The following is a 13,969-nucleotide window of genomic DNA, read 5'->3' as shown; positions in this document are numbered from 1 at the left end:
CTAAAAATAAAACCCCTATGTATTACTACATTGGGGTTTTATTTAATGCGATAAAATGATCATGTTTTAATAAAGTTGGTATAATTTAAGCCATCATTAAAAAGCCTATAACAGCTAATGCCGCAGCAATCAGTGTATATGGCAGTTGTGTAACGGCATGGCTCATTAAATTACAACCAGAACCTTGCGCTGCGAGTACGGTTGAATCTGAGTAAAAACACGCTTGGCTACCAAAAGAAGAAGCCGATAATAGCGCACCAATGACCAGTGGTATGTTTGCATCAACTGCATTTGCCAATGGCATAACAATCGGAATTGATACAGCAAAAATACCCCAGCTAGACCCTGTTGCAAACGCTAAAATAGCCATTGAAATAAATACCACGGCTGGTAAATATGCAGCGGTCATATAAGGGCTTAGACTGCCAATAACAAACTGAGGTAAGCCAATTAAGTCGCATACATCTTTAAATATAAACGCCGCTATAACAGTACCAATCGCGGGGATCATACTTTTAAAGCCATCAAGCATGCGTTCAATCATTTCACTTACGCTCATTAATTTTTGTAGAGCATAAAACGGGAGAGTGACCGCCATTGTTGCTAATAAGCCTTTGTATACGTCTATTTCAAAGTAAACAGTAAATGCAACCAGTAAAATAATCGGCACCAAAAAGTTACGTAATTTACCTTTAGGGTCGGCATCTTCAAAGTTCTCTTCTACGGCTTTTACTGCATATTCATCCGCTGTTTGAACGTCATTGTATTGGGCCGGGTCAACTTGAGCTTGCTCAATTTGCGCCATTTGCTCTGCTTTTTTCATTGGGCCAATCGCAGGAATAACACCCAGCACAACAAGTAAAACAACAAGCACTGCAAACCACGCATAAAACATATACGGTATGGCTTGGATATAAACTGCAATCCCTTTGCCTTCTTCTGCAATATCATTATCTACAAGTAAGCCACCAAAAAAAACCGCCCAGGTAGATAAAGGGACAAGTATACAAATTGGAGCGGCAGTAGAGTCAACAACATAAGCAAGCATCTCGCGGCTCACCTTAAATTTATCAGTAATGCGTTTCATGGTTTCACCCACGGTAAGTGCATTTAAGTAGTCATCAATAAAAATAACCACACCTAAACAAAAAGTCATAAATAAAGATGAACGTTTGCCTTTGGTGTATTTAAGGGCTAATTTACCAAAAGCCGATGCACCACCTGTACGTACTAATAACGCGATGAGTGCACCAAAACCACCACATACAAGTATTAGCCAACCGATGGTTTCGTCTGTCATCACTTTTAGCGATGTACTCGCAAAGTTAGTAAGTACTTGTGCAGGATCGGCTATAACTAAACCAACTAAAGCACCAATAAGTAAAGATAAAATAGGGCGGCGTAATACAACAGCCAATACAACTACCACCAACGGTGGCAGTAAACTTAACGCAGAAGGTTCAAGCATTTAAGTATTCACAAAATTAAAAGCATGTATAAAAATTAAAATAGTATTAATTTTTATACTGCTTATACAAAAACAAAGAAGATGATAAGTTTGTTGTTAAATCATCTTCCAAGTCACTGCTTTTGTACGCGAGGGAGGGACACATAAACAGTTATGTTAAATAGCAGCTTAAGTGAAACGCGTTGGCTTTGGCGCCAGGCGGTGCAAGGAGTGCAAACCGCTATTGTTGTGCCTGTAAAAACATCGGCGCAAAAATAATCTGCTTTTTAATTTCAGTCAACAAAAAGTTACATGCTAAACAAAGTTTTTAGAGGGGCTTACATTGAACATTGTATTTAAAACAAACCGATTACTGTTGCGCCATGCAAATGCAAGTGATGCAGCTGTGCTACTAAGACTAGGGCGTGTTGATCTTTGGTGGGTGAATTTGCAGCAGTGTGTTTGGTTTTTAGGCAAGGCAGAGCCTATGTAGTGTGGTTATTCCCCATAAATAGGCGATAACGCAGCATAAACACCAAACATGCGCTGCCCTTTGGGTTCTTTCTAGGGACGATTAACTCTTTGTTGCTCGGTTTTTACTTGCCCACTAGGTTACAAACCTCGCGCCGTGATTTAATCGCCCCTAGATTGAACAAATTTCAATCCACAAAGGTCAACACGCCCTAGTTAATCAGGCTGATTTTATAAAGTACATTGGTGACAAGGCAATTTATACGCTGGATGATGCAAAAGATTATATTGAGCAGTCATTTATTGCAGCTCATAAAAATCAAGGCTTTGGGCCTTACATTATAACCTTGTATAACGATGTTGTTGTAGGCGTCGTGGGGCTTTATAAACGCTCAGCACTACAATATCCAGATTTAGGCTTTGCGCTTGTAAGCGGTTTTGAAAAAAAGGGCTATGTTTTTGAAGCGGCTAATGTACTTGTGCAAAATATACATAAGTTAGGGGTAACACAACTGAGTGCCATAACTTCAACGGACAACATGGCATCGCAAAATGTGTTAGCTAGGCTGGGATTTAGTAAAGTAGGTGTGGCGGTTATTAATAACGATAAAACCGCTGTTAACGTATTTTTATTAAATAACCAGAGCTCAGGTTAAATAATTAAAGCCTTGCGTGCTCTATTTTTTTTGCAACAGCTAGATTAATATTTAGCCATGTTTTTTCAAGTGTTGACACCAACCCGTCATAGCCGTCATCATCAATAGGCACTACATTTGAAAAATTATGAATGCTTACAAGGCGTCGTCCGGTTTCTGGGTGTGTATAGTACAAACGCCAAAGCCCCGAAATATCAGCATTGCCTTGCATATCACCATTAAAGTGGTGTATTTCGTACTCAAGTTCATAAAATGTTTGCTGATCGAGCTCAGTGATAACCGGCAACCCTTTTATTACCATCCAATTCGGCATGGCAGTAAAAAGAGTTTGTTGCGCTGAAGCGGTTAACATCACATCTGGCGATTCGCCCCACAAGTTGTAATTAGCAGCGTGAATTTGGTTACTGTCTATTTTCATAGCAATACCCACGTTATTTAAAGCCCCTCTAAGCACAACGGTTTGTATCCTTAATTGCGCATCTGTCTCGCTCACGTTCCTTGATGATTCGCCAATAGGTTGTTCAAATTGGTAATACTGTGTCGCGGTTTGTATTGATGAGCTACAACCGGCGAGTAGTAACAATAAGCTTGTAATTAAAAATAATGATTTCATTGTTGCTTCCTTGGTTTTGGATCAGCCGGCAATGACTTATCAAAAATTAGCATATTTGGTTGCTCATTTAAGCCACGAGTCAATGGCTGCAGCCCTTCGCTTAAACGTTTAAATTCTTTTAGTGTTTGCTGTATTTGATGATGAAGCTCAGAGCCCGCTTGGTAACTGGCCATTGTTTTATCAAATTGGCGCATGGTGATTTCAAATTGCACCATGCTTTTTGTCATTTTTTCGAAGTTACGATTAAAGTCACCGGGTAAATTTTGTGTATCTTTTTGGCTCAATAATTCGCGCATTTCATTCGCCAGTGCTTGGTAGTCTGTAAATGTCGCTTGCATCTGCGCTAGATTATCTTCAATTTTTAAGTTGTTGACTTTATTTAGTACATCGGATACTTGATCTGCGAGTACCGTTATACCGCTCGACACACTTGGAAAAACATCATACTGCACAAGTTTACCTAAATAGGCTTTGGGGGCATCAGGATATATATCAAAATCAACATACACTGCACCTGTTAATAAATTGCCAGGTTTTAACGAAGCGCGCATACCATTTTCAATCCAGCCATCAAGACTGCCTCGCCAAAACTCTTTGGCTGAAGCACTGTCGTGATATAAGCGTCCGTATTCTACTTTTATGAGTACTGGAACTGCCGTGTTGTGATTTCTAAAATGAGCAGGTTTTCCATTAATAATAACGTTAGCAGGCGCTTCTACAACGGTACCAATACGCATACCTCGATACTCAACAGGCGCACCAGAGCGAAGACCGCGTACTGATTGCTCAAACTCAATGAGGAAGTAATCAAAATCATAAAAACGCTCTTCAAGTGCCTCTTTATAGCTTTGGCTCAATGAAAAGCTATGGTCATCCTGAGCTATTTCACCTGGGGCTTGTTGTTCAGGTAAACCAACCGATATACCGCCTTTTAAAAGTTTACTTAACGAGCCTGTATTAATATTGATGCCATCGGCAGATAGGTCAATTTGAATACCTGCATTTACCCAAAAGATGGAGTTTGTTGTGATCAAGTTTTGATAAGGTGCATTAATAAATACACCGTATTTCATTGCTTGATTTTCCCAATCAAATACAGCGGTCTCTATTTGGCCTATTTTATAGTTTTTAAAAAATATTCCCGTACTTACATCCAGTACTTCGGCATTATAACTAAGGAGCTTAAAGCGCCCGCCCTTAACATCTTTGCCAATTAAAGCGGGCTCATCTTGTAATGTGAAGGTACGTTTCACGTTTTTACTTTCACCTGGTGAAAACTCTAAGTAAACACCCGATAAAAGTGTACTCATGCCACTGATGCCGGTTTCATCTATACGGGGTTTTACAACCCAAATTTTAGCGTCGTCAGTCAATAAGTTATTATAATTTTTATCTATTTGAGCACTTGCTATGACGCTATCTTGAGTGTCGGATAAACGAACATGATCAATTTGACCTATCTTTACACTGCGGACTTTAATTTCAGTCTTACCTGCAATAATACCTTCTGCTTGTGGCATTTGGATAAAAATAGTTGGGCCTTTATTCGCTTGGTATTGATATAACATCCACATGCCAACTAACAGCGCAATTGCGGGAATGATCCAGATGGCGGAAATTTTTGGTTCTTTTGTTACTTCAGCAATCTCGGTCATGCTTTGTTCTCTGAGGTTTTATTTTTAGGTGAATCCCACAATAAACGGGGGTCAAAGGCATGCGCTGCCATCATTTGGCATATTACCATAACCGTAAAGAATACAATGCCTAATCCTGGGGTTACCGACATTAAATTACCTAATTGAACCAAGGCAACTAAAATAGCGACAACGAATACATCTATCATAGACCATTTACCTATGAATTCAGTTAATTGATAAATGCGGGTATACCCTTTCGTGTGTCTGTTTGCTGGCCGTGTCACCATAAAGCATAAAAAGCTTAGAACGAATGCTTTTGCTAGTGGCACAACGACACTGGCTAAAAATATAATAGCGGCTATAGGGTATGAGCCACTTTTCCATAGTGTGATTACACCACCAATTAATGTGGAAGGAGACTCGTCTCCTAAGCTTGTAGTATGCATAATAGGCAAAACATTAGCTGGAATATAACAAACTACTGATGTAATTAGCCAGGCTGCCGCTTTTTGTACACTATAAGGGTTTCTGACGTGTGTTTTTGTGTGGCAGCGCTGGCAAACATTGCTTGTACAGAGTTGATGACACACATGGCACGCTTTAATATTTTCATCAATTGCGCGTTTTGCATGTTCAGCCCCTGTCAGTATTTTTACTGGTTTTATTTGCGCCCATAAACGTGGTCGGTTTAAATGAGCAAGCGCGGCTATATACAAAATTACAAAGCATACGTACGCCCAGAAACTTGTACCAAAACTAATATCGGCTAACGACATAATCTTAACCATGCTTACCAGCACACCGATCAAAAATATTTCCGACATAATCCAAGGCTCTAACGCAAGGGTAAATTTTAATAGCCGTCTGGCAATACCCTCTGGGAGAGTATTTAAGAGCCCAAGATGCAAAGGTATTAAAACAAGCAATAAAGCCATTGGTAGGGCAATAATACTCAAATCTATAAATAGACCAAGTAGTTCACTGTCATAGTTAAATAAAATGCGGGCCGCGTCGGGCAGGGTAATCGTTTGCGTTATTCCACTGCTACTAAAAGAAATAAAAGGGTAAAACATACTGCTTAGCAGCATTAATAAAGCACTAACACTGAGGGCTACAATGCGGCTATCGTTATTCACATCAGCTTGGCAAAGTTTATGGTGGCAATGCGGACATAGCGCCATTTGCTTTGCGATTATGCGAGGTATATCTATAATTAGGTCGCAACAAGGGCATACAGTTTGCAATGTGTGAGCCTAATGCTAAGTAGAGTGGTTTAATTTTGCTATAAATTGAGTGTAAATACAAACTAGTTCAATCAATAGTCAGTTCAAAAATTCAATTGTACTGTGGATGAAGACTCGCTTAAACATATCTTATATGCTTAAAAATACAAAGGATCGACAGTGAAAAACCTATTGATAATTTTGGCTCTGTTAATGAGCACTAAAATACAGGCTTTAGCACAGTCAGATAGCGTAAAAAAGTCCGATTGTATAATCATCGCCGTCAGTCCTTATGTTGCTCCCTACGTAATACAAAAAAATGATTCAGGTATCCAATTAGAAATTATTAAAGCCGCATTTAAAAATCAAGGTATCAAGAATCTTACAGTAGAATATATGTCGAATAAACGCGCGGAGTATCAGTTAAATAATGGTGCTGTCGATGTGGCAATGAATCATTCTAACTTTTATTTACCTGGCATTTATGTCAGTAAGCGTGTTTTGAGTTATCAAAATGTGGTTGTAAGCCTGCTCAAAAATAACTATACGATTAATTCTGTGTATGATTTGTCAGGAAAAAGTGTATTGGCGTTTCAACATGCATCAGCCTACTTACCGCATTCATTTAAGTTGGCTTTGTATAAGGTTGGCTCTTATGAGGAGGTGATAAATCAAAGAGCACAGGTAGATCATCTAATGAAAGGATGGGTAGATACAATTATTTTAGATAAACGTATATTTTTATACTATTTAAATGAGTATCGACAAACCAATAAAACATCGCATGTTGCGATTCATTCGATATTCCCAGAAGCGCCAAGACCGGCTTATTTTAATAGTAAAGTTTTACAAGAAATATTTGATGAGGGATTGGCCAATATTATTAAAAATGGCCAATACCACAGTATTTTAGTAAACCTTGAAGCGCAATATGCACAAAACCCTGAAATTTCAAATTAATCAAGGTTAATTACGCTGGTTGTATTAGGGCGTGTTTATCTTTGTGGATTGAACCCAAGGGACAGCGCATGCTTGTTATTTGCTCTTATTTATCAAGCACTTATGTGGAGTAGCTACATCATAGGACTTGAATGCCAAACAGCCTGCTGCGAATATAACCTCGAAAGATAAACAGGCTGTGTGTTTTTAGTCAAATAACGCCACTGTTTGGCGCGTAAGAGCGATTAACTCACCTGATTGTGACCATATACAACCATCTTCTAAGCCGTAACCATCTTTTGAATGATGCGTAATTGCTTCAAAGCCAAGCCATTCACCAGGTGCTAAGTTTGGCTCTTGCACAAACTCCAAATACCACGACATGCTACTTGCTGGGGCGGGTTGTTTAAACATTTGTAAAAGTGTTGGCGGCCAAGCATCAGTCAATGCAATTACATGGGCCTCTGTAATTTGCTTTGGGGTGTGCTTAAAACGCATCCAGCCACCTAAATGAGAGGTTTCGGCACTACTAAATGGCATGCCGCCTTGTTGTGGGCACAAATCAACATGTTGAAAAAACTCAGGCATCTGATCTTTTATAAAAGGTAATGTGTAGCGTTCATCAACGGGTTTCAAACTAATTGACTTTGAGACGGGAACGTTAATAGCCGACTCCCTACTTTTGGCAAAACATGCCTGCACTATTACGCATACTTGTTCATTTTGAATTGCTTTAGCTAACACCTGCGTGCTGCTTTTACCTTGTCGAAGTATTTCTACGGATAAAGAAAAAGGGGTATCGGCAAGTAATGGCCCTACAAAATTGGTGCTGAGTGAAAGCAGTCGACGATCGTCTGTTACTTTACCTCTTATTGCTTGATATAACAGCGCAGCTGAAAGCCCGCCGAATGCGGTTCTGCCCTGACACCAGTTTTCTGGGAACTGCATCGTAGATATTAATTGCTCAGTGTTTTTAGTGTTGCCTATCTTTGCTGCTTGCTCAAGTAATTGTTCAAAATGCATAAAGGTGTCCTTTTAAAGTGCGATTTAATAAATTTATAACATAACAAAACTAGTCAGACCAGTAATTAAAAGCAGTCCAAGCGGTGTAAAAATCATCATTCCTTACAATTATTAAGGTTATTTTGTAAATAAATCAAAAAAAATGAGTTTTTTTTCATTTTTACAGTTGAAATAAGTTTGCAGCAACCCTATTTACTAGTCATCGAACGTATTAACGAATATTGAAGTTGGAGAAATTTCATGGGTAAAATTATCGGAATCGACTTAGGTACTACAAACTCTTGTGTTGCAGTACTTGATGGTGGCAAAGCACGTGTTATTGAAAACGCGGAAGGCGATCGCACAACCCCGTCTATCATTGCTTATACGCAAGACGGTGAAACATTAGTAGGTCAATCTGCTAAACGTCAAGCGGTTACTAACCCGACAAATACCTTGTTTGCAATTAAGCGTTTAATTGGTCGTCGTTTTGAAGACGAAGAAGTTCAACGTGACATCGGCATTATGCCGTTTAAAATCATTAAAGCCGACAATGGCGATGCATGGGTAGAAGCGGGCGGCGAAAAACGTGCTGCCCCACAAATCTCTGCTGAAGTACTGAAAAAAATGAAGAAAACAGCTGAAGACTTCTTAGGTGAAGAAGTAACAGAAGCCGTAATCACAGTACCTGCATACTTTAACGATTCACAACGTCAAGCAACGAAAGATGCTGGTCGTATTGCGGGCCTTGAAGTTAAACGTATTATCAATGAGCCAACGGCTGCGGCACTTGCTTACGGTATGGATAAAAACCGTGGCGAAAACGTAGTTGCAGTATATGACTTAGGTGGCGGTACTTTCGATTTATCAATTATTGAAATCGATGAAGTTGAAGGCGAGCACACTTTTGAAGTACTTGCTACAAACGGGGACACTCACTTAGGTGGTGAAGATTTTGATAACCGTGTAATCAACTACCTAGTAGCTGAATTTAAGAAAGATCAAGGTTTAGACTTAAAAACTGATCCGCTTGCAATGCAACGTGTTAAAGAAGCTGCTGAAAAAGCAAAAATCGAACTGTCATCTGCACAGTCTACTGAAGTAAACCTTCCGTACGTAACTGCTGATGCATCTGGCCCTAAGCACATGAACGTGAAACTGACACGCGCTAAGCTTGAGTCACTAGTTGAAGATTTAGTTACAAAGTCTTTAGAACCATTAAAACGTGCACTTGCTGATGCTGATTTATCAGTAAGCGACATCAACGATATTATTCTTGTTGGTGGTCAAACACGTATGCCTTTAGTACAAAAAACTGTTGCGGAGTTCTTCGGTAAAGAGCCTCGTAAAGATGTTAACCCTGATGAAGCAGTAGCCGTAGGCGCCGCGATTCAAGGTGGTGTATTAGCAGGCGATGTTAAAGATGTACTATTACTTGATGTTTCTCCATTATCTCTAGGTATTGAGACTATGGGTTCAGTCATGACGGCTTTAATTGAGAAAAATACAACGATTCCTACTAAGAAATCGCAAACGTTCTCAACAGCTGAAGATAACCAATCTGCTGTAACAATCCATGTACTTCAAGGTGAGCGTAAACGTTCAAGCGACAATAAATCTCTAGGTCAATTTAATCTAGAAGGTATTCGCCCAGCACAACGTGGTACACCACAAATTGAAGTAACATTTGATGTTGATGCCGATGGTATCTTACATGTATCTGCGAAAGATAAAGATACAGGTAAAGAGCAAAAAATCACGATTCAAGCATCTTCTGGCTTAAGCGATGAAGAAGTTGAAAAAATGGTTCGTGACGCAGAAGCACATGCTGAAGACGATAAAAAGTTTGAAGAACTTGTTGCTGCTCGTAACCAAGCTGATGCCTTAGTACACGGTACGCGTAAGCAAATTGAAGAAGCGGGTGATGCATTACCAAGCGAAGACAAAGAAGCGATTGAAGCGGCTGTTGTAGATTTAGAAGCTGCAATTAAGAGCGACAACAAAGAAGAGATTGAAGCTAAAACGCAAGCGCTTGCTGAAAAGTCTCAAAAACTGATGGAAATTGCTCAAGCAAAAGCGCAGCAAGGTTCAGCAGATGCAGGCGAGCAACAACAGTCAACTAAACAAGATGACGACGTTGTTGATGCAGAGTTTGAAGAAGTGAAAGACGACAAATAATTGTTGCTACCGCTTCTTGCTGGCCAAAAACACTTAACTCGGTTAGGTGTTTAGGTTAGGATGAACAAATGAGGCGCGCGAGCAATAGCTTGTCGCGCCTTTTGCATGTGTTTAAGGTTCAAAAATTCAATGATAAATCGATGCGATTTATCGGTTTATCCAGCAGCTTACGCTGTAAACAGAAAAGAGTAGTGTGATAGATATGTCAAAACGCGATTATTACGAAGTCCTCGGCGTAAGCAAAGATGCGAGTGAGCGAGACATAAAAAAAGCGTATAAACGCTTAGCGATGAAATATCATCCAGATCGTACCGCAGGCGATAAAGATCTCGAATCAAAATTTAAAGAAGTTAAAGAAGCGTACGAGATCTTAACTGATAGCCAAAAACGTCAAATGTATGACCAACATGGTCATGCAGCCTTTGAACAAGGTGGCGGTGGAGGTCACGGTGGTTTTGGTGGCGGACATGGCGACTTTGGTGATGTATTTGGCGACGTATTTGGCGATATTTTTGGTGGCGGCGGTGGTCGACGTCAATCTCGTCAGCAACGTGGTTCCGACTTACGTTACAACATGGACTTAAGCTTAGAAGAAGCTGTTCGTGGTAAAGAAGTTGAAATTAAAGTGCCAACATGGGTTGGTTGTGAGCCGTGTGATGGCAGTGGTGCTAAAGCAGGTTCCAAACCTAAAACATGTACTACGTGTCATGGTGCTGGCCAAGTGCAAATGCGCCAAGGTTTCTTTGCTGTTCAGCAAACCTGTCCAACGTGTCAGGGGCAAGGTCAGATTATTTCAGATCCTTGTAATAAGTGTCACGGTCAAGGTCGCGTAGAAAAAACCAAAACGCTTTCAGTTAAAATTCCAGCCGGTGTTGATACAGGCGATCGTATCCGCTTAACGGGCGAAGGCGAAGCTGGAATGCATGGTGCTCCGGCGGGTGATCTGTATGTACAGGTGTCGGTACGAGAACATAAAATATTTGTGCGCGAAGCGAATAATTTATACTGTGAAGTGCCAATTAGCTTTACGACAGCAGGTCTTGGTGGCGAAATTGAAGTGCCAACGCTTGATGGTCGTGCAAAACTTAAAATACCTTCTGAAACGCAAACGGGTAAAATGTTTCGTATGCGTGGTAAAGGGGTTAAGTCAGTACGCAGTGGTGCTCAAGGCGATTTAATTTGTAAAGTAGTCATTGAAACGCCAGTTAATCTTAACGAACGTCAACGTGAATTACTGACTGAATTAGATGAAAGCATGGGTACAGATAGTTCGAAAAACCGCCCTAAAGAGCAAGGTTTTTTTGATGGTGTTAAAAAGTTTTTTGATGATTTAACTAAATAATTTTATGTTAAGTAAATAGAAACGACGCTTTTTAGCGTCGTTTTTTTTGCTTTAAATATAATTTTTGTTACTGTAAATAAAAACATCATTAAATATTATGACACCAGCAATAGCGTTACTCAAAAAGCAAAAAATTTCTTTTGAACTGCTAAGTTATGAACATGATACGAGCAATAGTCATTATGGGCAGGAGGCCGTTGAAAAGTTAAACTTAAAGAGTGAACAAGTATATAAAACGCTTGTATTAGAAACATCTGAGAATGAATTGATCGTTGCAATCACTCCGGTATCTCAACAAGTTAATTTAAAAAAATTGGCAAAATTGTGTAGAACAAAAAAAGTCGCGATGGCAGCAGCACAAAAAGTTCAAGCAAGTACAGGGTATATTTTAGGAGGAGTGAGTCCGCTTGGTCAGAAGAAAAGATTGCAAACATTTATACATCACAGTGCACTGCAGTTTACCCATATATATGTAAGCGCGGGTAAACGTGGTTTAGAGGTGATGCTAAAAACAGCGGACTTAACTTTGCTAACAAATGCGAGCTTTGAGGATTTTTAGTATGGAGATCTATAGTTACAATTAAGAGTTTGCTGCTTTGATGAATGTTAACTACAGTCAAGTTAACCTACTTGTTGAAAGCTTCGGTGTTATCTATGAATTTTTCTGATATTAATTATTTTGCAATACTCGTGGCTGCACTCTCTTCGTTCATGCTTGGTGATATTTGGTATTCGAGAATCATGTTCAAACAGGCGTGGTTAGAAAGCTGTGGTTTAACGGAGCTTGATTTACAATCAGCAAACCCTAAATGGATATTTGGCGGTAGCTTTGCTTGTGTGTTTTCGGCTGCATTTATATTGTGTCTTTTTTTGGGAAATGACGCAGGAGTCGCTCAAAGTATAGGCACCGGTTTCGCTATTGGTTTATTTTTGGTAAGCAGTTCGCTGGGTTTGAGTTATATATATGAGCAACGCCCAGCTAAATTATTCTTAATTAATAGCGGCTTTTCTATTTTACAATTCTCCTTAATGGGCTTTATTTTAGGTGTTTGGCCATGACGTTATGAAAATAATATAAATAATTTGCTTACTGATTTTTAATACGGTTAGTATTTTTACTCGATATATTACAAAAATTTAATATTTAAAAATTGGCTGTTAAACAATGAAAATACTGGTTGTCGACGATATGCCATTAATACGTCATGTATTAATAAATATGCTTAGAAAGTTACAGTTTGACGATCTTGTTGAAGCAACTGACGGAGTTCAAGCGTTTGCTTTACTGCATCAACAACATTTTGATCTACTCATTACAGATTTATATATGCCAAAAATGGATGGTAAAGTTTTACTTAAACGAATTCGTGATGATGAAAAGCTGGCATCTCTGCCTGTTTTAATTGTGACATGTGAAGATAGCTGTGAAGCTGTTAAAGAAATAATTGCGGCTAAAGTCTCTGGCTTTATTATTAAACCATTCAATTTAAAAGTATTATCAGATCATCTAAATCTCATTATTGCAGACGCCAATAAAAAGTAATGCTGTATTTGCTTATACCTATTTTAATTTTAATTGATAGTTATTTACTCTAAACTTACCGACCTCAAAGAGGCCAGTATTGTGGATCAATGGAGGAAAAATGGCTAAACCTAATAAAAAAGGGCCGACAAAGACAGTTGATATTTTTTGCTCTGCTTGTAGGACTTTATTATTTAAATACCGAAAAGGCGGAAAAGGGGCTTTAGTTAAGTGTTTTATAGAGCGGATCAGCCAAGATTTTACCAAAGAGCCTTGTATCTGCCCTCAGTGCGATCGCCTTTTTGCAAGAGTTACGATAATACGAGGTACCCCTGCCTATAAAATAATTGGCGGGAAAGTGACATTTAAATAAACAGGTTATTGATAAACATTCGATGCGGACATATGGCCTTGTTAGAATTTACCATACTGATAAAATCCCTCGGTTTTGCTGTTTCAATGAATGAAAAAATACCCTCCCCATGGATCGGGCCAGTTTTTTGGGTTATTTAAAAATGGATAAAGGATAGTTTCGTGATAGCACTCTTATTTGACATCATAGGTATGACAGGTACTTTTTTAGTCGTTGGTTCATTCTTTTTACTACAGCTAGGTAAAACATCTCCAACGAGCTTGATGTATAATATGATGAATTTAACAGGGGCAATTTTATTATTAATTAGTCTTTGTTATAACTTTAATTTAGCCAGTTTTGTGATTGAAATTTTCTGGATTGCGGCTTCATTAATTGGTTTATATAAATACGTTAAAAACAGATCAACTTCAGCTAAAAATTAAGCACTTTTAAGGCTTGATACCAAACTGCATAAATCTTTGATCAATTTAACGAATTAAATTGCACTATAACGTCGTTAAAAATTTTTTATTTAGAACAACTAGATACAAAAATTTTTGCCTAGTTCTAGCGTAATTTTCTTA

15 protein-coding genes are annotated in these 13,969 nt (G+C 38.9%); 10 read left to right on the top strand and 5 right to left on the bottom strand.

Annotation, left to right across the window (positions count from 1 at the left end; translation table 11 throughout):
• Window positions 1-85 precede the first annotated feature (85 nt).
• On the bottom strand, window positions 86-1,468 hold the full coding sequence (locus tag H5119_RS14180; protein ID WP_182702709.1) for a Na+/H+ antiporter NhaC family protein: 1,383 nt from the start codon (window positions 1,466-1,468) through the stop codon (window positions 86-88).
• A gap of 322 nt (window positions 1,469-1,790) precedes the next feature.
• Here H5119_RS14180 and H5119_RS14175 point away from each other — a divergent pair, with 322 nt between their 5' ends.
• Together H5119_RS14175 and H5119_RS14170 are read left to right on the top strand one after the other, a co-directional pair.
• A complete protein-coding gene (locus H5119_RS14175) occupies window positions 1,791-1,940 on the top strand; it encodes a hypothetical protein (RefSeq protein ID WP_182702729.1) in 150 nt (49 codons plus the stop codon).
• A gap of 154 nt (window positions 1,941-2,094) precedes the next feature.
• Window positions 2,095-2,574 carry a GNAT family N-acetyltransferase gene (locus H5119_RS14170; protein ID WP_182702727.1) on the top strand — a complete coding sequence of 160 codons (480 nt, stop codon included), beginning with the start codon at window positions 2,095-2,097 and terminating at the stop codon, window positions 2,572-2,574.
• Between the two features lie 4 nt (window positions 2,575-2,578).
• Here H5119_RS14170 and H5119_RS14165 read toward each other — a convergent pair whose 3' ends face one another.
• From H5119_RS14165 to H5119_RS14155, 3 genes are read right to left on the bottom strand one after another with little or no spacing between them, the layout of a single operon-like run.
• Window positions 2,579-3,187, bottom strand: coding sequence for a PqiC family protein (locus tag H5119_RS14165; RefSeq protein WP_182702708.1), 609 nt, complete (start codon window positions 3,185-3,187; stop codon window positions 2,579-2,581).
• Complete coding sequence (gene pqiB / locus H5119_RS14160; RefSeq protein WP_182702707.1) at window positions 3,184-4,842, bottom strand: intermembrane transport protein PqiB; 1,659 nt, start codon at window positions 4,840-4,842, stop codon at window positions 3,184-3,186. The genes H5119_RS14165 and pqiB overlap by 4 nt, the downstream gene beginning before the upstream one ends.
• Window positions 4,839-6,005, bottom strand: coding sequence for a paraquat-inducible protein A (locus H5119_RS14155; protein WP_259399006.1), 1,167 nt, complete (start codon window positions 6,003-6,005; stop codon window positions 4,839-4,841). Before H5119_RS14155 ends, pqiB begins: the two co-directional genes overlap by 4 nt.
• A gap of 255 nt (window positions 6,006-6,260) precedes the next feature.
• Here H5119_RS14155 and H5119_RS14150 point away from each other — a divergent pair, with 255 nt between their 5' ends.
• Complete coding sequence (locus tag H5119_RS14150; RefSeq protein WP_182702705.1) at window positions 6,261-7,007, top strand: transporter substrate-binding domain-containing protein; 747 nt, start codon at window positions 6,261-6,263, stop codon at window positions 7,005-7,007.
• A gap of 186 nt (window positions 7,008-7,193) precedes the next feature.
• On the opposite strand, the gene H5119_RS14145 is transcribed toward H5119_RS14150, so the two are convergent.
• Window positions 7,194-8,009, bottom strand: coding sequence for a thioesterase family protein (locus H5119_RS14145; RefSeq protein ID WP_077535124.1), 816 nt, complete (start codon window positions 8,007-8,009; stop codon window positions 7,194-7,196).
• 240 nt (window positions 8,010-8,249) lie between these two features.
• On the opposite strand from H5119_RS14145, the gene dnaK reads away from it, so the two are divergent.
• The 7 genes from dnaK (at window position 8,250) to H5119_RS14110 (ending at window position 13,828) form a co-directional block, all read left to right on the top strand.
• On the top strand, window positions 8,250-10,166 hold the full coding sequence (gene dnaK, locus H5119_RS14140; RefSeq protein ID WP_182702704.1) for a molecular chaperone DnaK: 1,917 nt from the start codon (window positions 8,250-8,252) through the stop codon (window positions 10,164-10,166).
• Between the two features lie 202 nt (window positions 10,167-10,368).
• Window positions 10,369-11,508, top strand: a complete 1,140-nt coding sequence (gene dnaJ / locus H5119_RS14135) for a molecular chaperone DnaJ (protein WP_182702703.1) — start codon at window positions 10,369-10,371, stop codon at window positions 11,506-11,508.
• 97 nt (window positions 11,509-11,605) lie between these two features.
• Entirely contained in the window at window positions 11,606-12,067 is a 462-nt protein-coding gene (ybaK, locus tag H5119_RS14130; protein ID WP_077535127.1) for a Cys-tRNA(Pro) deacylase, read from the top strand.
• Between the two features lie 95 nt (window positions 12,068-12,162).
• Window positions 12,163-12,567, top strand: a complete 405-nt coding sequence (locus H5119_RS14125; protein ID WP_182702702.1) for a DUF1761 domain-containing protein — start codon at window positions 12,163-12,165, stop codon at window positions 12,565-12,567.
• Window positions 12,568-12,673: 106 nt separating this feature from the next.
• A complete protein-coding gene (locus H5119_RS14120) occupies window positions 12,674-13,051 on the top strand; it encodes a response regulator (protein ID WP_182702701.1) in 378 nt (125 codons plus the stop codon).
• A gap of 100 nt (window positions 13,052-13,151) precedes the next feature.
• Entirely contained in the window at window positions 13,152-13,403 is a 252-nt protein-coding gene (locus H5119_RS14115) for a hypothetical protein (RefSeq protein WP_182702700.1), read from the top strand.
• Window positions 13,404-13,564: 161 nt separating this feature from the next.
• Window positions 13,565-13,828, top strand: coding sequence for a hypothetical protein (locus tag H5119_RS14110; protein WP_138585296.1), 264 nt, complete (start codon window positions 13,565-13,567; stop codon window positions 13,826-13,828).
• Window positions 13,829-13,969 lie beyond the last annotated feature (141 nt).

This window comes from Pseudoalteromonas sp. SG45-5, assembly GCF_014164085.1.
In the GTDB taxonomy this organism is placed as follows: Bacteria; Pseudomonadota; Gammaproteobacteria; order Enterobacterales; family Alteromonadaceae; genus Pseudoalteromonas; species Pseudoalteromonas aliena.
The sequence above is the reverse complement of the archived record's forward strand: the minus strand, read 5'-3'. Positions and strand labels throughout refer to the sequence as shown.